This is a genomic window from Hanstruepera sp. CR43 (genome assembly GCF_055227665.1).
Map to the genome: position 1 here is coordinate 1704205 of NZ_CP200078.1, position 20980 is coordinate 1725184.

The 20980-nt window shown below is 36.7% G+C and carries 17 protein-coding genes; 16 read left to right on the forward strand and 1 reads right to left on the reverse strand.

All coding sequences use genetic code 11. From position 1 onward, the window contains the following. Positions 1–102 precede the first annotated feature (102 nt). The 11 genes from kduI to ACKXGU_RS07860 are packed head-to-tail and all read left to right on the forward strand — an operon-like array spanning position 103 to position 11264. Positions 103–942: a 5-dehydro-4-deoxy-D-glucuronate isomerase gene (kduI, locus tag ACKXGU_RS07810; RefSeq protein ID WP_463464788.1), complete on the forward strand. Its 840-nt coding sequence runs from the start codon at positions 103–105 to the stop codon at positions 940–942. A gap of 12 nt (positions 943–954) precedes the next feature. Continuing rightward, positions 955–1710: an SDR family NAD(P)-dependent oxidoreductase gene (locus tag ACKXGU_RS07815; RefSeq protein WP_463464789.1), complete on the forward strand. Its 756-nt coding sequence runs from the start codon at positions 955–957 to the stop codon at positions 1708–1710. 10 nt (positions 1711–1720) lie between these two features. Next, positions 1721–3121, forward strand: a complete 1401-nt coding sequence (gene uxaC / locus ACKXGU_RS07820; RefSeq protein ID WP_463464790.1) for a glucuronate isomerase — start codon at positions 1721–1723, stop codon at positions 3119–3121. Positions 3122–3141: 20 nt separating this feature from the next. After that, positions 3142–4188: a PfkB family carbohydrate kinase gene (locus ACKXGU_RS07825; protein WP_463464791.1), complete on the forward strand. Its 1047-nt coding sequence runs from the start codon at positions 3142–3144 to the stop codon at positions 4186–4188. A 40-nt stretch (positions 4189–4228) separates the two neighbouring features. Continuing rightward, complete coding sequence (locus tag ACKXGU_RS07830; RefSeq protein WP_463464792.1) at positions 4229–4744, forward strand: LacI family DNA-binding transcriptional regulator; 516 nt, start codon at positions 4229–4231, stop codon at positions 4742–4744. Beyond that, positions 4744–5412 (forward strand): bifunctional 4-hydroxy-2-oxoglutarate aldolase/2-dehydro-3-deoxy-phosphogluconate aldolase, encoded by a 669-nt coding sequence (locus ACKXGU_RS07835; protein ID WP_463464793.1) that lies wholly within the window; start codon positions 4744–4746, stop codon positions 5410–5412. The genes ACKXGU_RS07830 and ACKXGU_RS07835 overlap by 1 nt, the downstream gene beginning before the upstream one ends. 6 nt (positions 5413–5418) lie before the next feature. Then, positions 5419–6399: a TRAP transporter substrate-binding protein gene (locus tag ACKXGU_RS07840; RefSeq protein ID WP_463464794.1), complete on the forward strand. Its 981-nt coding sequence runs from the start codon at positions 5419–5421 to the stop codon at positions 6397–6399. 2 nt (positions 6400–6401) lie between these two features. Next, positions 6402–6863, forward strand: coding sequence for a TRAP transporter small permease (locus tag ACKXGU_RS07845; RefSeq protein WP_463464795.1), 462 nt, complete (start codon positions 6402–6404; stop codon positions 6861–6863). 1 nt (position 6864) lies between these two features. Then, a complete protein-coding gene (locus ACKXGU_RS07850; RefSeq protein WP_463464796.1) occupies positions 6865–8160 on the forward strand; it encodes a TRAP transporter large permease in 1296 nt (431 codons plus the stop codon). 23 nt (positions 8161–8183) lie between these two features. Further along, the gene (locus ACKXGU_RS07855; protein WP_463464797.1) at positions 8184–9629 is read left to right on the forward strand and encodes a tagaturonate reductase; all 1446 of its coding nucleotides are present in this window, start codon (positions 8184–8186) and stop codon (positions 9627–9629) included. Between the two features lie 21 nt (positions 9630–9650). Continuing rightward, complete coding sequence (locus tag ACKXGU_RS07860; protein WP_463464798.1) at positions 9651–11264, forward strand: UxaA family hydrolase; 1614 nt, start codon at positions 9651–9653, stop codon at positions 11262–11264. 8 nt (positions 11265–11272) lie between these two features. Here the strand turns inward: ACKXGU_RS07860 and ACKXGU_RS07865 are convergent, their stop codons facing one another. Then, a complete protein-coding gene (locus ACKXGU_RS07865) occupies positions 11273–12316 on the reverse strand; it encodes a LacI family DNA-binding transcriptional regulator (RefSeq protein ID WP_463464799.1) in 1044 nt (347 codons plus the stop codon). Between the two features lie 347 nt (positions 12317–12663). On the opposite strand from ACKXGU_RS07865, the gene ACKXGU_RS07870 reads away from it, so the two are divergent. From ACKXGU_RS07870 to ACKXGU_RS07890, 5 genes are all read left to right on the forward strand, one after another. After that, positions 12664–14082 (forward strand): glycoside hydrolase family 28 protein, encoded by a 1419-nt coding sequence (locus tag ACKXGU_RS07870; RefSeq protein ID WP_463464800.1) that lies wholly within the window; start codon positions 12664–12666, stop codon positions 14080–14082. A gap of 97 nt (positions 14083–14179) precedes the next feature. After that, entirely contained in the window at positions 14180–17236 is a 3057-nt protein-coding gene (locus ACKXGU_RS07875) for a SusC/RagA family TonB-linked outer membrane protein (RefSeq protein WP_463464801.1), read from the forward strand. A gap of 10 nt (positions 17237–17246) precedes the next feature. Then, positions 17247–18866, forward strand: a complete 1620-nt coding sequence (locus ACKXGU_RS07880; protein ID WP_463464802.1) for a RagB/SusD family nutrient uptake outer membrane protein — start codon at positions 17247–17249, stop codon at positions 18864–18866. A gap of 122 nt (positions 18867–18988) precedes the next feature. After that, positions 18989–19942 carry an alpha/beta hydrolase fold domain-containing protein gene (locus tag ACKXGU_RS07885; protein WP_463464803.1) on the forward strand — a complete coding sequence of 318 codons (954 nt, stop codon included), beginning with the start codon at positions 18989–18991 and terminating at the stop codon, positions 19940–19942. 4 nt (positions 19943–19946) lie between these two features. Beyond that, positions 19947–20972: a DUF4861 family protein gene (locus ACKXGU_RS07890; protein ID WP_463464804.1), complete on the forward strand. Its 1026-nt coding sequence runs from the start codon at positions 19947–19949 to the stop codon at positions 20970–20972. The last annotated feature ends 8 nt before the right edge of the window (positions 20973–20980 follow it).

A 20980-nucleotide genomic window follows, 5' to 3' on the forward strand; every position in this document is an offset into this window, starting at 1 on the left:
AAAATGACAAAAAAAGCATAATAATATTGATAATAATAAAATATTAGGATTTAAAATATTTTATTTTATATTTGTGTAATCGATTACAATAAAATTATTCTTATGTCAAAATATACAACAAGATATGCTTCAAGCCCACAGGCTGTAAAACAATATGATACCCAAGAGTTACGTGATGAATTTTTGATTGAAAATGTCATGAAAATCGATAATCTGGAATGGGTGTATTCACATTATGATAGATTTATGACCGCTGGAATCGTTCCAGTTAAAAAAACAGTTTCTTTAGAAACCATAGACCCCTTAAAGGCTAATTTCTTTTTAGAAAGAAGGGAGCTGGGCATTATTAATATTGGTGAATCTGGAATTGTAAAAGTTGATGGCGAAACTTATGAATTACATCATAAAGAAGCCTTATATCTTGGAAAAGGAAATGAATCGGTAGAATTTTCAAGTAAGGACTCTAACAAGCCTGCAAAGTTCTATTTAAACTCAACACCTGCTCACAAAAAGTTTCCAAATAAAAAAATAGGCACCAATGATGTTGAAGTTATTGAGCTTGGATCACCTGAAACTGCAAATGCCAGAACATTACGTAAATATATTGTCAATAGCGTGGTTGATGTTTGCCAGTTACAAATGGGGATGACGACCATAAAAACAGGGAGCAGCTGGAATACCATGCCAGCTCACGTTCACGACCGTAGAATGGAAGTCTATTTTTACTTTGAAGTGCCAGAGGATCAAGCTGTATCTCATTTTATGGGGCAACCTCATGAAACCCGACATATTTGGATAGGAAATGAAGAAGCTGTAATCTCACCGCCTTGGTCCATTCATGCTGGCTCAGGAACTGCCAGTTATTCATTCATTTGGGGAATGGCAGGAGAGAATTTGGATTATGGCGATATGGATGTTTGTAGAATAAATGAATTAAGATAACCAACTATTAGTATGTTTGATTTAACAGGAAAAACGGCTCTCGTAACAGGTTGTAAAAGAGGCATTGGTTTCGCCATGGCTGAAGCATTAGCCGAAGCTGGTGCTGATGTTATCGGTGTTTCTGCTTCATTAGAAAAAGAAGGTTCAGCAATAGGAAAACGCGTTGCAGAGATTGGAAGAAAATTCACAGCCTATCAATGTGATTTCTCCAGTCGTGACTCACTATATAGTTTTATAAAAGAAGTAAAAGCAAATCATTCCAAGATAGATATTCTGGTCAATAACGCTGGCACCATATTAAGAAAACCTGCTGCCGAACACCCCGATGAATATTGGGATAAGGTCATAGAAGTAAATTTAAACGCCCAATTTATTTTAAGTAGGGAAATAGGCAAGACCATGATAGAAAACGGTTCTGGTAAAATCATTTTTACGGCGTCATTATTGACATTCCAAGGCGGAATTACAGTTCCTGGTTATGCGGCTTCAAAAGGAGCTATTGGTCAGTTAACTATGGCGCTTTCTAACGAATGGGCTTCAAAAAATGTACAAGTCAATGCTATTGCGCCAGGTTATATCGCAACAGATAATACCGAAGCGTTACGCAATGATGAAGATAGAAGTCAATCAATATTAGCAAGAATTCCTGCTGGAAGATGGGGAACACCAAAAGATTTTAAAGGACCTATAGTTTTTCTAGCTTCAGAAGCAAGCAACTATATGAGCGGCTCAATTTTAACCGTAGATGGCGGTTGGATGGGACGATAAATTAAATAGAATGAAACAGTTTATACACGATAATTTTTTGCTTGAAAACAAATATGCTGAAGAGCTATATCACAATTATGCAAAAAATCAACCTATTATAGATTATCATAATCACCTGCCTCCACAGGAGATTTTAGAAGATAAAATATATAATAATCTAACTAACGTTTGGATTAATGGCGATCATTACAAATGGCGTGCTATGAGGACTTTAGGAATCCATGAAAGATTCATTACTGGAGATGCATCGGATAAGGATAAATTTTTAAACTGGGCAAAAACAGTGCCCTACACCATGCGTAATCCACTATATCATTGGACGCATTTAGAATTAGCACGCTATTTTAATGTTCACGACCTGTTAAACGAAAAGTCTGCCGAACGTATTTTTGAATCCTCTTCTGAACAATTGAGTTCCCCTAGTTTTAGTTGTAGAAATTTACTACGCAAGGTCAATGCCGAATTGGTATGTACGACTGAAGATCCAATTGATACATTAGAACATCACCAAGCTCTTGCCAAAAGTGATTTCGAAATTAAAGTCAGTACAGCGTTTAGACCAGATAAGGCTATTTTAATAGCAAACAATGGTTATAACAATTATATAGACGCTCTTGGAAAAGCAGTCGATAAAGAAATTTCCAATTATCAAGATTTAAAAGACGCATTACGCAGTAGAATTGAATACTTCCATAACAATGGGTGCAGATTGTGTGATCATGGCCTAAATCAAATTTCTTTTGTGGCTTATACTGAGAGCGAAGTAGAAGCTGTTTTCAAAAAGAAAAGAACGGGTGCTTCACTTTCCAAAAAAGAGGCGCTTAAGTTTGAAACCGCAATACTGTTGTATCTGTCGGAAACCTATCACGAATTCGGTTGGGTGCAGCAATTTCATTTAGGAGCCTTAAGAAATAATAATTCAAGAATGCATAATATTCTCGGTCCAGATACTGGCTGGGATTCTATTGGTGATTATCCACAAGCTGAAAAATTATCGGCTTTTTTAAATGCTTTGGATGGAAAGGATAAGCTAACAAAAACTATAATTTACAACTTAAACCCCGCCGATAATGAAGTCATGGCAACGATGATTGGCAACTTTAATGATGGTAGTGCAAAAGGGAAAGTACAGTTTGGTTCTGGCTGGTGGTTTCTGGACCAAAAGGATGGTATGACCAAGCAAATGAATGCCTTATCCAATATGGGATTGATTAGTTGTTTTATCGGTATGCTTACCGATTCCCGGAGTTTCCTCTCCTTTCCGAGACATGAATATTTCAGACGATTGCTTTGTAACTTATTAGGCGATGAAATCCAAAGAGGCGAATTACCCAAGGAGGAACTGGAATGGATAGGTAAAATAGTAGCAGATATTAGCTATTTCAATGCAAAAGAATATTTTAATTTTTAAACTTAAAAAGTAATCATATAATGAGTAAAGTAGTAACATTTGGAGAAATCATGTTAAGATTGGCTCCACAAGGGTTTTTGAGATTTTCTCAAGCCAATAATTTTGATGTTGTTTACGGTGGCGGCGAATCAAATGTTGCCGTGTCACTCGCAAACTATGGAGTTTCCGTAGACTTTGTAACACGTTTACCCAAGAACGACATAGGCGAATGTGCCATGATGGAGATGCGCAAGCGTGGTGTTGGAGTGGATAAGATTGTTTGGGGTGGAGACCGTCTAGGAATTTATTTCCTGGAAACGGGTGCTGTTAGCCGTGGTAGTAAAGTGGTTTATGACAGAGCTCATTCAGCAATTGCTGAAATACAACCTGGAATGATAGATTGGGACAGTGTTTTTGAAGGGGTAGAATGGTTCCATTGGACTGGAATTACACCAGCTATTTCTCAAGGTGCCGCTGATGCGTGTTTAGAAGCTGTAAAAGTGGCCAGTGGCAAAGGGATAACCATTTCAACAGATTTGAACTACAGAGCCAAATTATGGCAATACTGTGATGATGCTCAAAGAGAAAAAATTATGACAGAACTGACATCCTATTGCGATATTGTTTTGGGCAATGAAGAAGATGCTGAAAAACATTTTGGCATACATCCCGAAGGACTGGATGTACATAAGCATGGTCATGACGTAAAAGCTGAAGCCTTTTTATCGGTTTGTAAACAAATGATGAAAAAGTTTCCACGTGCCAAAAAAGTTATTACCACACTTCGTGGTTCGATCTCGGCTTCGCATAATACATGGGCTGGTGTTTTGTACGATGGCAAAAAGATGTACGAAACCCGCCAATACCAAATTACTGATATAGTAGATAGAGTTGGTGGTGGTGATTCCTTCATGGGAGGGTTGATATACGGATTATTAAAATATCCTGAAGATGACCAAAACGCTCTGGATTTTGCTGTTGCTGCATCATGTTTAAAACATACTATCAAAGGGGATGCTAATTTGGTAACCGTTGCTGAAGTTGAAAAGTTAATGGGCGGCGACGCTTCCGGAAGAGTAGCACGATAATAAGCCGAACACTAAAGCTCTAAAGAAATTATTAATTTCTATGATGACATTACGAGAAATATCGACAATAACTGGGTTTTCAGTGTCAACTGTATCGAAAGCATTAAATAACCGTTTTGATATCAACACGGATACCAGAAAGTATATTCAGGACATTGCTAACAAAAACAATTATGTCCCCAATAAGAATGCCATTTCATTACGAAAAAGCAAATCGCATATTATTGCTGTAATATTACCTCAAGTCAATAATTCTATTTATAGTGAAGCCCTATTTGCAATGCAAAAAACAGCCTCTAATTCAGGATATAGAATTATGTTATTTCAGTCATTCACTAAAGTAGAAAAAGAAAAACAGTATTTAGACGAAATCAATGACGGAAGTGTTGATGGCGCAGTCGTTCTATCGATAACAAAACACCTTAAAAACGCAGTCAATAGAACCATTGATACGATACCGATTCAATATTTAATTATTGAAAAAAAACAAAAAACCGAAGATATTAAACAACAATGTATCGATAGCTTTAAAAAGCTATTAAAACAAATTAAATAATGGCACAATATTCAAGGCTAGAAGTAGCACAAGTAATGAAAGACACCGGAATGATTCCGTTGTTTTTTAACAGTGATGTAGAATTAAGTAAAAAAGTGTTGAAGGCTTGCTATAATGGCGGGGCAAGACTACTAGAGTTTACAGCAAGAGGTGATTTTGCCTTTGAGGTTTTTGGTCAGTTAACCAAATATGCCATTAAGGAATTACCTGGGATGATTATGGGAGTTGGTTCAGTAACTGATGCTGCAGCAGCTTCCTTATATATGCAATTGGGTGCTAACTTTATTGTTACACCTGTTTTGCGAGAAGATATTGCTGTTGTCTGTAACAGAAGAAAGGTCTTATGGTCGCCTGGTTGTGGTTCTTTGACAGAAATAGCCAGAGCTGAAGAACTGGGTTGTGAAATTGTTAAGTTATTCCCAGGCGATGTTTATGGACCTGAATTTGTAAAAGGTGTCAAAGGGCCACAACCATGGACCTCCATTATGCCAACTGGTGGCGTATCGCCAACCGAAGAAAATCTCAAAGCATGGTTTGATGCTGGCGTAACCTGTGTTGGAATGGGATCTAAATTAATTTCAAAAGACATTATTGCTAAACAAGATTTTGACACCCTTGAAAGGGACGTCAGAAATGCATTGGCAATTATTAAAAAAGTACAAAAATAGCTCAGTATGAAATTACTACTAAAATCTTTTCTCGCTTTAGCTGTCATTAGTATGTTTTCTTCATGTAGTCAAATCAACGATACACGAACAATCAAACTAGCACACAGTCTGGATGTCAATCATTCTGTTCATAAGGCTATGGTCAAAATGGGAGAAGATTTAGCAGCAATTTCAGGTGGAAAAATGCAGTTGGAAATTTATCCAAGTCAGCAATTGGGCACCGAGCGTGAGTGCATAGAATTACTCCAAATAGGTAGTTTGGACATGACCAAAGTATCGGTTGGTGTTATGGAAAATTTTGCACCTAGAACCAAAGTATTTGGACTTCCATTTCTATTTAGAGACAAACAGCATTTATTCAGTGTTTTAGATGGCCCTATCGGAAAAGAATTGTTGGACGAGGGTACCAAGTATTGGATAAAAGGAATGGGTTACTACGATGCGGGAAGCAGAAGCTTTTACACCAAGGACAAACCGGTTAATTCGCCCGCAGATTTAGAAGGATTGAAAATTAGGGTTATGGAAAGTGTCACTGCTATGGATATGGTAAAAAGCCTTGGCGGTTCGGCAACACCCATCTCATGGGGAGAACTCTATACATCTTTACAGCAAGGTGTTGTAGATGGTGCCGAAAACAATCCGCCCAGTTTTTATCTATCGAGACATTATGAAGTATGTAAATATTATTCTTTAGATGAGCATACATCTTTACCAGATGTTTTAATCATTGGAACACATATTTGGAATAATCTATCCGAACAGGAAAAATCATGGCTGCAAGATGCCGTGGATAAATCTGTTCTATATCAGCGGACATTATGGGCAGAGGCAGAAAAAGAAGCTTTGGACGCAGTTGAAGCTGCGGGTGTTCAAGTGAGTCGTCCGGATAAGACTTTATTTGAAAATAGTGTAGAAGATGTGTATTTGCTATATGAACAAGATAAGGATATGAAAGGTTTAATTGACAGAATAAAAAACACTCAATAATTATGACTTTAAGGGAGAAAGTGGATAAGGTTCTGGCCAAAATTCTCATTGTCATAATGAGCATTATGGTTATTAATGTTCTTTGGCAAGTATTTACCAGATTTGTGGTTGGAACTCCCAGTTCCTTTACTGATGAATTGGCCAGATACTTGATGATTTGGCTTGGGATTTTGGGCGCAGCCTATGTCTCGGGAAGAAATATGCATGTGGCAATCGATGTATTGCCATTACGATCAACAACAAAGACCCAAAGAAAACTTAAGCTCATTGTGTATTCCTTAATAATTTTATTTGCCTTGTTTGCCATGGTGATTGGTGGTTTAAGATTGGTATATATTACCTACGTTTTAGGGCAGCATTCACCAGCCTTGCAAATTCCTTTGGCTTTAGTCTATTTTGCAATCCCATTGAGTGGTATCCTTATTATTTTTTATAAGGTTTCAGATATTATAAATATTAGATAGCATGGAATATATACCAATTTTAGTTTTAGTTATTAGTTTCATTGGTTTACTTTCCATCGGAACACCAGTGGCATGGAGTATCTCAATTTCTTCTGTTCTGACCATGTTGGTCAGTATTCCTGCATTACCGGCTTTTACAACAGTGTCTCAAAGAATGGGAACTGGGTTGGACAGCTTTGCACTTTTAGCAATACCGTTTTTCATTTTATCAGGGCAACTCATGAATAAAGGTGGAATTGCCCATAGACTCATAGCTTTTGCCAAAACATTGGTTGGTTCGTTGCCAGGCGGATTAGCACTTATAAATGTAATTGGCGCAATGCTTATGGGTGCCATAGCCGGATCTGCCATGGCTTCAGCGTCAGCCATGGGAAGCATTTTGGGGCCTGAAATGGAAAAAGAAGGGTACTCAAAAGAATTTGGCGCAGCTGTAAATATTACCTCGGCAACTACGGGTTTGATTATTCCTCCCAGTAATGTACTCATCGTTTACTCTTTGGCTAGTGGCGGTGTATCCATAGCAGCATTGTTTTTAGCAGGCTATATCCCCGGAATATTAACAGGATTGTTTTTAATGATAGTTGCCAGTTTTTGGGCCAAAAAGAAAAAATATAAGCTAGGCAAAAGAAGTTCTTTAAAAGAGGTTGTTAAAACATTTATTGATGCCGTTCCAAGTTTGTTTTTGTTGGTCATAGTTATCGGAGGGATTGTTGCCGGAATTTTTACCGCTACTGAAGCTTCAGCGATTGCCGTATTGTATACATTGATTTTAGGATTTGCCTATAAGGAAATCAACATGAAGTCATTACCAGAAATTTTATTGGAATCATCAGCTACCACAGCTGTTGTCATGCTGCTTATTGGAGCCTCTATGAGTATGTCTTGGGTGATGTCCTATGAAAATATTCCGCAAGACATCAGTTCAACATTATTGGCCATAAGTGATAACAAGATTATAATTTTATTGATTATAAACCTCATTCTACTATTCGTTGGAATTTTTATGGATATGACGCCTGCCGTGTTAATTTTCACACCAATATTTTTACCTGTGGTTACCGATTTAGGCATGGATCCTATCCACTTCGGTATTATTATGGTATTAAATCTTTGCATTGGCCTATGCACGCCACCTGTGGGCTCGGTTCTTTTTGTAGGGATTGGTGTCGCCCAAACAACTATACAAAAGGTTATGAAACCATTGCTCCCATTGTTTATTGCCATGGTGATTGCCCTCTTTATAGTTACTTATTTCCCAGAACTGACACTATGGCTCCCGAGAGTTTTTGGGGTGTAGACTAAACTAACCAAACGTTTAAAATGAAGTTATTAAATAGAAAAAATATGAACCTTAACTCCACTAGCCCAATTAAGGTTGTGCAATTTGGAGAAGGTAACTTTTTGAGGGCTTTTGTTGAATATGCTTTTCAAAAACTCAACCAAAAAGCCAATTTCGATGCTGGTATCGCAGTTGTACAGCCTATAGATAGAGGTATGGTTGATATGCTGAATGACCAGGACGGACTGTATACCTTGTTTTTAAAAGGCGTTCAAAAAGGTGAAGAAATTCAGACCAAAGAACTTATCACCAATATCGTTAAAGGGATAAATCCGTATACCGAATTTCAGCAATATATCGATTTGGCCAAAGAATCAGAATTACTATTTATCATATCCAATACCACCGAAGCAGGTATTACTTATGTAGAAAGTGATACTATGGAAATGCAACCTCCAAGTTCATTTCCAGCAAAACTTACGGTGTTGTTGTATGAGCGTTTCAAACATTTTAATGGTGCTTCAGATAAAGCATTGACGATTATTCCTTGCGAATTAATCAATTACAATTCCGATACATTAAAAGACATCATATTAAAATATTGCGCCGATTGGAATCTTGAAGACGGTTTCAAAACATGGCTAACCCAAGACTGTTCATTCCATAATACCTTGGTAGATAGGATTGTTCCTGGCTACCCAAAAGACCAAATTGAAGAATACAACGCACAGTTAGATTATAAAGACAATTTAATTGTTTCAACTGAAGCATTTTTACTTTGGGTTATTGAAGGCGATGATGACTTAAAAGCTAAATTACCTTTTGATAAAACCGATTTAGACGTAAAAATCGTTAAGGATATGCAGCCTTATCGTACTAGAAAAGTGCGAATTTTAAATGGTGCACATACCTCTATGGTGCCATTTTCATTACTTTATGGAAATGAAACCGTAAAAGAAACCGTTGATAACGATTTTACTGGAACCTTTGTTAACAGTGCCATTTTTGATGAAATCAACCAGGTATTGCCAATGGATAAAGCAGAATTAGACAGTTTTGCTGAAGAAATTTTGGACCGTTTTAGAAACCCATTCATAAAGCATAAATTAGCAGATATCGCTTTAAATTCTATTTCAAAATTTAAGGTAAGAGTATTACCAAGTTTATTGGAATACAACAACAAGTTTCAAAAGTTACCTGTACATTTAACCTTTGCTTTTGCATGTTTAATTAAATTTTACAAAGGTGAATGGCATGGTAAATCATTGCCCATAAATGATAGCGAAGATATCGTAAACGCATTCAAAACTATTTGGTCAACTGCCGACCATAGAGCTGTTGCCACAGCAGCATTGCAAAACACGGCGTTTTGGGACCAGGACCTGACACAAGTTAGTAACCTGATAGATGCCATTGCAGTAGCTTTAGAAGAAATTGAAACTCATGGTATTGAGCAAGGTTTGAAGAATTTTAAAGACAAATACTAAAGATCAGAAAACCGAGAGGTTATGCAGAAGAAGTTAATAAAAGTACATCCAACAGATAATGTCGCAGTGGCTTTGGTAAATTTAAAGGCTGGCGAAGTTATTGCATTTGAAAATCAAGAAATAAAAGTGATTTCAGATGTCAAGGCAAAACACAAAATTGCATTGGAGGATTTTGGTGCTGGCGATCGTATTATGATGTATGGCGTATTGGTAGGGAAAGCCAGTAAAGCTATTGCAGAAGGCGATGTACTCACTACTGAAAATGTAAAACATCAAAGTGCAAAAGTCACTCAAAAAACCGATACCATTGGTTGGTCCATCCCCAATGTAGACAAATGGCAAAACAAAACCTTTATGGGTTACCATAGAGAAGATGGTCAGGTTGGCACGGCAAACGTGTGGTTGTTTTTTCCTTTAGTTTTTTGTGAAAATAGAAATATTGAATTATTAAAGGATATTTTCGAAAAAGAGTTGCTGACTCAAAAGTCGAATAGTCATAGAATGCTACTACGCTCGTTGGTCAATGAAGGCAACGGAAGTACAGCAGTTGAACCTGAACAAACCACTAATGTTTTTGATAATATTGAAGTCAAATTCATTACGCATCCAGGAGGTTGTGGTGGTATTCGTCAAGACTCCGAAAGTCTGGCACGTTTGTTAGCTGGTTACGTGAAAAATCCAAATGTAGCAGGTGCAACCGTGTTGAGTTTAGGTTGTCAAAATCTTCAAATCGATATTTTCAACAAAGCATTGAAAACTATCAGTCCGAATAACAAAAAACCCGTGTTGATGTATGAACAACAACAAATGGGAACGGTTGATGAGATGCTTACAGCCATCATAAAAAATTCCTTTGAAGCCATTAAAGAAGCCAATAAAATTCAACGACAACCAGCGCCTTTGTCTAAATTAAAAGTTGGTTTGGAGTGTGGTGGTTCTGATGGTTTTTCAGGTATTTCAGCAAACCCAACCTTGGGTTACACTTCAGATATGTTAGTCGCGCTTGGTGGCACCGCCATTTTAGCAGAATTCCCAGAACTTTGTGGTGTTGAGCAGGAGTTGGTCAACCGTTGTGTGGAAGAAGAAAAAGCCAATAAGTTTTTAGACTTAATGCAGGCTTTTGAGAAATCTGTTGTAGATGCTGGTTCTGGTTTTGATATGAATCCTTCTCCTGGAAATATTAAAGATGGACTCATTACTGATGCTATGAAATCTGCTGGTGCTGCCAAAAAAGGCGGCACATCACCAGTTGTAGATGTTTTGGATTACGGCGAATATGTTACTAATCCTGGTCTTAATTTATTGTGTACACCTGGAAATGATGTTGAAAGTACCACAGCCATGGTAGGTTCTGGAGCAAATATCGTGTTATTCACCACTGGATTGGGAACACCAACAGGAAACCCAATTACTCCTGTTATAAAAGTGTCTTCGAACTCGGAATTAGCTTCAAAAATGAGTGATATTATTGATGTCGATACAGGAGCCATAATTAAAGGCGAAAAAACAATAGAGGAAATGGCTGAAGTTATGCTACAATACATTATCGATGTAGCGAGTGGCGCTATAAAATCAAAAGCTAGCATCTTAAATCAAGATGATTTTATTCCGTGGAAACGGGGCGTCTCATTATAATTAAAAGATTACTTGATCTTTTTTAAAGGGGTTTCGTTTTCTAACGTTTTTAATGAAGAGTCTCTAATAATTAGTTCGGGTTCTAAAATCACTTTTTTCTCTATCTTAATATCAGTGTTTTCCATTTGCTCTAAAAAAACTTTTGCAGCAATTTTACCCATATCCAAAGCCGATTGATCTACTGTTGTGATACTCAATTCCATGAATTTGGTGAAGGGTTCGTTACTAAAACCTGCAACTGCAAAATCGGTTGGGACTTTATAGCCTCTTGATTTCAATTCTTGAATGGCGCCCAATGCGGCAAAATCACTCGAAGAAAAAATGGCTTCTGGTGGATTGTCCAGTTCCAGAAGTGTGGTTACTGCTTTGGCACCTTCTTCCCTATTACTTTTTGCTTGAACAATATAATCGGGATTAATTTCAATTCCTGAATCCATTAATGCTTTTTTATAACCTTTGCAACGTTCCTTGTAAATTTCAATCGTCTTATCTACAGATAAATGAGCAATTCTGGTGAAACCCTGATCAATTAAATGTTTTGTCGCTTTGTAACCGCCTTCAAAATCATTGATTACAACGGAGCTGACCCCTCTCATATCAATTCTTCTATCAAAAAATATCAAGGGTTTATTCTTCTTAATAATTCTTTCAAAGGGTTCGGTTTCACTGCTGGAAGTAGACACCAAGATACCATCCACCTGGGCATTGAGCAGCATATCAATATTAGCCGATTCTTTTTCACTGCTCTCATGAGTTTGACATATAATAACATGGTAACCGAATGGATTTAACTCCTCTTCTATACCTCTAATTACTGTACTAAAAAAATTACTATCTATTCGAGGAACGATGACACCTATATTATTGCTTTTACCGCTTTTAAGGGCCAAAGCAAGTTTATTTTGCTCATAGTTCATTCTTTTGGCCGTTTCCAATACCAGTTCCCTGGTAGCCTTACTTATTTTTGGGTTATTGTTTAAAGCCCTAGAAACCGTAGCTGCGGTTATATTAAGTTCTTTAGCAATATCATAAATAGTTGTTTTTTTACTCATTATAGTGCAATTTTATAGAAACATGACAAATATAACAGAAGTGTCTTGAAAACAAAGTGTTATCGATTACGTAAAACTCAAAAACAGTAATCTGATTTATGATTTTTGTTAATTTACTTGTCTAAAATAGCACTTTTAACAAAAACAAAACCCGTTTTTTTCGATTTTATTAATTTTTTTTGGTTTTTTTTAAGAAAAAGTTTGGATTGTATGGAGTATTTGTTTACGTTTGGTAATCGATTACATTATCGAATGACAAATATCTAATTTTATTAAAATATTATTTCCGAGTAATGAGAGTGTTGTCTTATTATGAAATTAAAAAAAACTTAAATGGTTTATTGCGCATGCCGCAATTATCAATGTTTGTACTAGCAGTGATTTTTATTTCGTGTAAAAAAGAGCAAAATCAAGCTGTTGTAGCAGACAACACGTGGGACAATATGCAAAACATATTAGCTCAAGTTAAAGAACCCGTATTCCCTAAAACTATTTTTAATATTATAGATTATGGCGCTACAAGTGGTGGTGAAATATCCAGCACTGAAGCGTTTAAAAAAGCTATTCAGGCTTGCGTAGAAAATGGTGGCGGTCAAGTTTTTGTGCCTAAAGGGGTGTTTTTAACAGGTCCGATTCATTTAGATAATAACGTCAATCTTCATCTAGAAGATGAGGCTGAAATAATTTTCAGCACCAATACTCAAGATTATTATCCATTGGTTCATACATCCTATGAAGGTATCGAGTTTATGAACTATTCCCCATTGATTTACGCATACAACAAAAAAAACATTGCCATTACCGGTAAAGGTATCTTGAATGGCCAGGCCAACACCACAAATTGGTGGCCCTGGTGTGGGAAAGACACCTATGGCTGGCAAGAAGGTACGCCTCACCAAAGAGACAGCCTCAATTTACCCCGACTCATGGAAATGGGTGATGCAGGGGTTCCTGTTGAAGAAAGAGTTTTTGGAGATAATCACTATTTAAGGCCAACATTTTTGGAGCCTTTTAACTGCGAAAATGTTTTAATAAAAGACATCAAAATCATCAATGCCCCTTTTTGGGTCATACATCCATTTAAATCCAAAAATGTTATTGTTGATGGTGTAACCGTGGAAAGTCACGGCCCTAATAATGATGGATGTGACCCGGAATATTCAAAAAATGTCATCATCAGAAATTGCACCTTCAATACAGGTGATGATTGTATTGCTATAAAAGCTGGTAGAGATGCTGAAGGTCGTCGTGTTGGCATAAAAAGTGAAAATATCGTAGTTCAAAACTGCAGCATGATTGATGGTCATGGTGGTGTCGTTATTGGAAGTGAAATGTCTGCTGGTGTAGCAAATGTATTTGTTGAAGATTGCAGAATGAATAGTCCAAATTTAGATCGTGCAATTCGCATTAAAACCAACTCTAGGAGGGGTGGTACTGTCAATGGTGTGCATGTTAGAAACATTGATGTTGGCCAGGTTAAAGAGGCCGTTTTAAAAGTTAATATGCATTATGCTACCTACAACAATCAAACAGGGGATTTTATTCCCCAGATCCAGAACATTTCACTTGAAAATGTATCGGTAAAAAATGGTGGTAAGTACGGCATTTTGGCTTCAGGGTATGAGGAATCGCCTATTAAAAACATCACTTTTAAAAATGTAACTATAGAAAAGGTGGAAGAGCCTTTTTCATTAAAAAATGTGTCCAATCTTAACCTGATTGACACCTATATAAACGGGACACTTACACTGGCCCCAACAAACTAAAATTAATTTTAACTAACTTAAAATTTAAATTATGAACACCAGATTTTTACTCAAAAATTGTTCTAAACATTTTTTGACATTGTTAATTTTCTTTGCAATGCTTGGGTTTAACTCCATTTATGCGCAAGAGGGATCTACTGTTAGTGGAAGCGTAGTAGATTCAGAATCGCAAATGCCTGTACCAGGTGTTAATGTCATTGAAAAAGGAACAACTAATGGTACATCAACTGATTTTGATGGCAATTTTACCTTGACTTTAAGGAACGATAATTCAGTTCTTGAAATTTCGTCTTTAGGATACCAATCCAAAGAAGTTCCTGTAAGTGGCACGACACTCAATATTGTTTTAGACCCTGATACCGAAGCTTTGGATGAAGTGGTATTGGTTGGTTATGGTTCTGTAAAAAAGGAGGACCTGACTGGATCTGTAGTAGCAATTGATTCCAAGGAAATAACTGAAAGAAACACTACAAGTGCATTGGAAGCCATCCAAGGTAATATTCCAGGGGTTCAGATTTCATCGAGCACAGGTCGATTAGGTGATGGGTATGATATCTCGATTAGGGGTTCGAATTCACTTTTAGATGACACAACACCTTTGTATGTTGTTGATGGAACACCAACTGACGACATAAGCTTTTTAAACCCTCGGGATATTGAGCGTATGGATGTTCTTAAAGATGCTTCTTCTGCAGCCATTTATGGTTCCAGAGGTGCCAGTGGTGTTATCATCGTTACAACAAAAAGTGGTGCTAATGCTAAATCTGGTTTTAATGTGTCTTTCGATACGTCTTATGGAACAAGAGAAGTTGCCAGATTACCAAAAATGATGAGCGGTGAAAAATGGTGGTACTATCACCAATCAGCTTATTTTGCAACAACAAATGGTGGTGATGCTGAAAACACAACAGCCGAAGATTTAGCCAATACTGTTGTTGGAAGCAGCAACCCATTATTATTGAGAAGGGTACAAGAAAACAATACTTATGACTGGTATGATGGAGTTCTTCAAAGTGGTTCCACTCAAAACAGCTATTTAAATATTAATGGAAGAACCGATGGAGGTTTAGGATACAATTTAGGATTGGGTTACCAAAAAGAAACAGGTAACATCCCTAATGAATCCATCGACAAGTACACATTGAAGTTAGGTGTCAATCACAAGATTAGTGATAAAGTTTCAACAGGCGCCAATATAACGATTGCCAGAACGGTTGAAGAATTGGGTAGTGAGTTGGCCATGCGAGAGGCTTTTCGATTAAACCCATTTTTATCACCATGGGCAGTAGATGATAATGGTAATGAAATAATAGGGCAATTATTCCCACAGCCTGGAAAATTAACACTCCCTAGTGATCCTAATACGTTCGTAATTAATAAAACCAGTACCTGGAACCCTATTCTAGAAATTCAAAACGCTTCTGATGAAATAAAAAGATGGCGTACTATTGCTGATGTTTTTGTGGAATACAAACCGTTAAGTTGGTTAACATTGAAATCGTCTTTTTCCGGTAATTACAACAATTATCAAAGAGGAAAATCTTGGGGAAGACTGACTAATACAGGATCGGCTAACGGACCAACTTCAGAATTGACCACCAGCAACAACTTTAACTACACTTGGGATAACCAATTTAATATCAATTATACGCTTAATGAGGACCACGTGTTCAACTTTTTAGGTCTTCAAAGTTTGTACTCAAACGAAACTGAAAGCGCTTTCCTAGAATCTAGAAATCAGCCTTTTGAAACAGGCTATTATAATATTGGATCTGGTGATGCATCAACATTTAATTTAGGATCAAATTATGTAAAACGTACATTGAACTCCTATGCGGTGAGATTGAATTACTCATTTAGAGACAAATACTTACTGACACTTTCTAATAGATGGGATGGGTCTTCCGTATTATCTGAAGGTAACAAATGGGAATCATTCCCTTCAGCTGCTGTGGCATGGAAAATTAGTGATGAAGGTTTCTTGAACGACAGTAAAGCAGTTTCCAACTTAAAGTTACGTGTAAGTTATGGTTTCACAGGTAATGACAATGTTAATGCATATTCTACCTTGAATGCACTTAACCAACAAGTTTACTATGATTTTAGTGGAAATTCTGCAAATGGATGGCTTGCTGAAACATTAGCAAACAGTGATCTGTCTTGGGAAAAAACACGAGAATTTAACGTTGGTCTTGATTTCGGCTTCCTTAATAGTCGTATTACAGGTAGTGTAGATGTTTATGATAGATTATCGGATGATTTAATATACACACAAGCATTACCTCTGGAATCAGGTTGGGAAACAACTATTTCTAATGTAGGTTCTGTTAGTAATAAAGGTGTTGAGGTGTTGTTAAAAACACGAAATGTTCAATCTAAAAAAGTAACTTGGGAAACCACTTTTGTTTTCTCTAAAAACACCAACAAACTAGAGTCATTATATGGACAAAGTGAAGTTGATGATGTAGGTAATAATTTATTTATAGGAGAGTCCATAAACTCACACTATAACTATGTATTTGATGGCATCTGGCAGCCAAGCCAAGAGGCTGAAGCAGCGTCTTATGGTCAAACGCCTGGTCAAGCTCGTGTAAAAGACTTGAATGGCGATGGTGTTATTGATGCGAATAATGACCGTACTATTTTAGGTAATTCAGATCCTGATTGGTCAGGAAGTTTAAACTCTTACTTAAGAGTTGGTAACTTTGATTTTGTAGTTTCAGCTTTTACCAATCAAGGTGTATTTGTTTATAGTGAATTCCACCAAAACTTTACGGATGTGAGAGATAGAGGTCGTCAAAAATTAGATATTGATGATTGGTATATTCCTGCAAATGGTGCTGGTTTACCAGCTCAATACTCCAATTCATATCCACAACCTCGTAATGCAGGTACATACTGGAGAAATGATGGTGTTGGATACTATAGAGATGCTTCTTTTGTAAAAATTAAAAATATCGCTTTAGGCTATACATTTAATGACGCAATCAATGATAAACTAAAAATCAAAAGTTTACGTGTTTACGCCAATGTCTTAAACCCATTCGTATTTACAGATTATGAAGGATATGATCCTGAATGGGCTGGCGCAGGTTACAATATTTCAAGAGTAAGTTCTATTACTTATCAATTAGGCTTAAGTTTAAAAATTTAAAAAAAATAACATGAAAAAATTATTGATATTAGGAATTATAGCATGCTGTTTTAGCGCATGTTCTGATTATATTGAAGAAGACAACCTGTCGAATGCTGATGCGGAATCAACCTATACTACAGCAGCAGGTTATGAATTATTGGTTAATGCAGCCTATTCACAATTGAGAAGTATTTATGGTGATGATGCTTATGTATTTTGTGCTGGAACGGACTTATATGCTGTTGGTTCTGGTAGAGGTTCTGAACCGGATGGGCTATCACAATACACACAATTAAACTCATCATCTGGTGGTGGTATTGAAGAATTATACCAAGAATGTTACAAGGGAATTCGTATAGCTAATACAGCTATCCATTATTCCGGACTTACCGAACAATCAAGTAATTTGAGCGCACGAGTAGGTGAAATTAAATACTTAAGAGCCAATGCTTACTTTTTACTGGTTCAAACATTTGGTGGTGTTGCAATCGTAACAGATTTTGTAGACAGTCCAGTGCTATCCTTTGATAGAAGTTCTGCTGAAGATGTATATGCATTGATTATATCAGATTTAGAAGATGCTTTAGATGCTGTTGAAGATGGCGCTTTTTCAGGACGTGTTAATAAAAGAGCTGTGCAACATTTATTAGCTAAAGTTTACTTAACAAGAGGTTATGAGGACTTTGGAAGTGCGAACGATTTTACTACTGCTGCTAGTTATGCTGATGAAGCTATTGCTGGCCAAGCGTTAACCATTCCTTTTGGCGAACTTTGGTTTCCAGGAAATGAGTTAAATGAAGAGGTGTTGTTTTCAGTACAATTTGATGCTTCTTCAGTTAGTGCTGACCCAACAGAATTAGGACACAAGCAAGCTAACTGGTATAGCTCTTATTTAGGTGGTTCAGAAAATATTATTGATGGTGTTGTAACTGCACCTTGGAGAAGTTATACCCTATTGGCAACTGATTTCGCTTTAGGATTGTATACTGAAGATGACGAGCGTTATGAAGCAACATTTATGTCAGAAGCTTTATGGAGATATTACGGATATTTTACGGGTGATAATCCAACAGGACAAGTTAGACACTATTATGCACCTCAATGGGCTACTCAAGCTGATATTGATGCTTATGCATTAGCTCATCCAGAAGCTCAAATCCATGAATGGGGAACTTATGCTGCTGGTGTTGTTAGTAGTGATTACCAAACTATTCCTTGCAAAAAGTTTGATGACCCTTCTGCACCTTTTGAAAATGATGCCAGAGTAAGTACCAGAGATATTATATTATCGCGTTTGGGTGAAACTTACCTGATTGCAGCAGAGGCGTATCTTCAAACGAACCCAGGATTAGGATTACAGAGAATCAATGAAGTTAGAAATAGAGCTGGCGTTGCACCATTAGGTTCTTATGATATGGATACGCTTTTAGATGAAAGAGCAAGAGAATTATTTGGAGAATACCACAGATGGTTTGACTTAAAGCGTACTGGTAAACTGGTTGAAAGAGCTTCAGCGCACAATTATTTAATTGAAGCAGGAAACTTTGCTGGAAATAATGGTGAATTAAAGATTTTAAGACCTATTCCGCAATCGGCTCTAGATTTAAATCAAAGTAGCAATTATCCACAAAACCCTGCTTATAACTAAAAGGCAGTATATAGAGAAATTATTCATTTCATATCTTTATTTGGGTGTAGTCTAAAATTGATATAATTTCTTATGAATAAGCCTGGTTTCTAAAATCAGGCTTATTTTTTAATAAAGCATCTATGACAGTTAACTATTTGAAAATATTGTTGTTATCATTACTCCTGGCGAGTGATTCGGTTTTGGCTTTCCAGATTAACATGGAAAAGGATACAACCTATTCGATAAATAGTGCCTATCTGAAATACAAAAAGAACTATCCTGAAATTAAAATTGTTGTCCCTAAATATTTTGACCACGTTATTGAGAAAAAGGATATAACCTACAGAATTCTGGATAATAGAAATTTATATTTAGATGCCTACATCAATTCCACAAAAAATAATCCTGCGGTTATTTTAATACATGGTGGTGGCTGGAAATCTGGCGATAAAAGTATGATGCAGCCCATGGCTCAATACATTGCTTCAAAAGGGTACTCATGCTTTGCCATTGAATATCGATTATCAGATGAAGCTGCCTATCCAGAAGGTATTTATGATATAAAAAAAGCCATCCAATTCATCAAGGAAAATTCAAAAGCATATCATGTAGATAGTTCCAAGGTTGCTGTTTTAGGCTGCTCTTCCGGAGCACAAATGGCTTCATTGGTTAGCGTTACAAACAACAACCCGAAATTTGAAGAAAATTTAAATAGTCATGTGTCGTCTTCCGTTCATGCAATAGTCAATTTAGATGGCATTTTGGCTTTTAAACATCCTGAATCTCAAGAAGGAGCCATGGCCAGTCTTTGGCTTGGTGGAACCTATGAAGAAATTCCGAAAATTTGGGAAGAAGCTTCACCGCTAACCCATACAAATATGAACACACCTCCTATTCTATTTATCAATAGCCAATTCGAACGATTTCATGCAGGAAGAGATGATATGATTGCTGTTTTAAATGAACATCATATTTATAGTCAAGTAGAGACATTGCCAAATAGCCCGCATAGCTTTTGGCTATTTCATCCATGGTTCGAAAGCACCTTGGAATATATTATCCCATTTTTAGACAAAACACTCAAAAGAAAATAACCCTATGAAAACATTAAAATTCATCCCCATATTATTATGTACAGTAACAATCATTGCTTGTAAAACTGACAAAAAAGAAACAACGGACCAAACTGAAACAACCGTTGTTGAAAAAGAAGTTGAAGCTACACCTAAAACCTATGCTGAAATATCCATAGCAGAAGGCGGTCAATGGGCTGACGGATCTAGAGGTCACCTGGAATATAGTAATGGCACCTCATTTAAAAATGTTACGTCATTAAAAGTACCTGAACAACATACCGATCACACATGGTACATTCGTTATGAAGGCCCAGGATGGGAAAGTAATCATGTAGGATATAGATTGTACTTGGACTGGCGAAATGCTATTGATATTTTCGGAAAAAAAACAGACTCATTGGTCCTGGCTCATGTAGGTCAGGATGGTTTTGATTCTTACCACGAACCGCAACCTTGGGGTCAAGACATCTTGAAAGTTGGTAAGGGATTGGGAATTGGTTCTATTGGTAGATTAGTTGATAATGAGGTTCTTCACTTCAATTCTGTTGATTCGACATTTGCAAGCGTTGAAAATGATGCAACCAAATCTACTGTTTTGGTGAATTATTTTGGTTGGGAAACTGCTGGAGATAAAATTGATTTGAAATCTACTTTATCCATTGAGCCAAATAGTCGTATCACCAAACATACTATTGAACCTTCAAAAGCTATATCAGGAATTGTAACCGGAATCATTAATCACGATGTTAATTACTTCCATAAGGTCAGTGACAACAAAAAATGGGCTTATATGGCCACATACGGAGTTCAAACGTTAGTGCCCGATAAATTAGGTATGGCTATTTTCTACGAGGTAGATACAGTGTCAGGTGATGTTATTAATGGCACTGATGATTATTTAGTGGCATTTAATCCTACAACAAACCCGATAAGTTTCTATTTTCTGGGAGCCTGGGAACAGGAAAAGGATGGAATTAAAACAGAAGAAGATTTTATTTCTTATTTGAATGATAAATTAATGGAATTAAATAATACCAATGCTCTTTAATAAAGCAA

Bases quoted from the DNA above. Each gene is read 5' to 3' on its own strand.
- ACKXGU_RS07860 (WP_463464798.1), top strand. From the start codon at position 9,651: ATGCAGAAGAAGTTAATAAAAGTACATCCAACAGATAATGTCGCAGTG.
- ACKXGU_RS07830 (WP_463464792.1), top strand. From the start codon at position 4,229: ATGATGACATTACGAGAAATATCGACAATAACTGGGTTTTCAGTGTCA.
- ACKXGU_RS07845 (WP_463464795.1), top strand. From the start codon at position 6,402: ATGACTTTAAGGGAGAAAGTGGATAAGGTTCTGGCCAAAATTCTCATT.
- ACKXGU_RS07835 (WP_463464793.1), top strand. From the start codon at position 4,744: ATGGCACAATATTCAAGGCTAGAAGTAGCACAAGTAATGAAAGACACC.
- ACKXGU_RS07880 (WP_463464802.1), top strand. From the start codon at position 17,247: ATGAAAAAATTATTGATATTAGGAATTATAGCATGCTGTTTTAGCGCA.
- uxaC (WP_463464790.1), top strand. From the start codon at position 1,721: ATGAAACAGTTTATACACGATAATTTTTTGCTTGAAAACAAATATGCT.
- kduI (WP_463464788.1), top strand. From the start codon at position 103: ATGTCAAAATATACAACAAGATATGCTTCAAGCCCACAGGCTGTAAAA.
- ACKXGU_RS07865 (WP_463464799.1), bottom strand. From the start codon at position 12,316: ATGAGTAAAAAAACAACTATTTATGATATTGCTAAAGAACTTAATATA.
- ACKXGU_RS07875 (WP_463464801.1), top strand. From the start codon at position 14,180: ATGCTTGGGTTTAACTCCATTTATGCGCAAGAGGGATCTACTGTTAGT.
- ACKXGU_RS07840 (WP_463464794.1), top strand. From the start codon at position 5,419: ATGAAATTACTACTAAAATCTTTTCTCGCTTTAGCTGTCATTAGTATG.
- ACKXGU_RS07885 (WP_463464803.1), top strand. From the start codon at position 18,989: ATGACAGTTAACTATTTGAAAATATTGTTGTTATCATTACTCCTGGCG.
- ACKXGU_RS07890 (WP_463464804.1), top strand. From the start codon at position 19,947: ATGAAAACATTAAAATTCATCCCCATATTATTATGTACAGTAACAATC.
- ACKXGU_RS07870 (WP_463464800.1), top strand. From the start codon at position 12,664: ATGCCGCAATTATCAATGTTTGTACTAGCAGTGATTTTTATTTCGTGT.
- ACKXGU_RS07815 (WP_463464789.1), top strand. From the start codon at position 955: ATGTTTGATTTAACAGGAAAAACGGCTCTCGTAACAGGTTGTAAAAGA.
- ACKXGU_RS07825 (WP_463464791.1), top strand. From the start codon at position 3,142: ATGAGTAAAGTAGTAACATTTGGAGAAATCATGTTAAGATTGGCTCCA.
- ACKXGU_RS07855 (WP_463464797.1), top strand. From the start codon at position 8,184: ATGAAGTTATTAAATAGAAAAAATATGAACCTTAACTCCACTAGCCCA.
- ACKXGU_RS07850 (WP_463464796.1), top strand. From the start codon at position 6,865: ATGGAATATATACCAATTTTAGTTTTAGTTATTAGTTTCATTGGTTTA.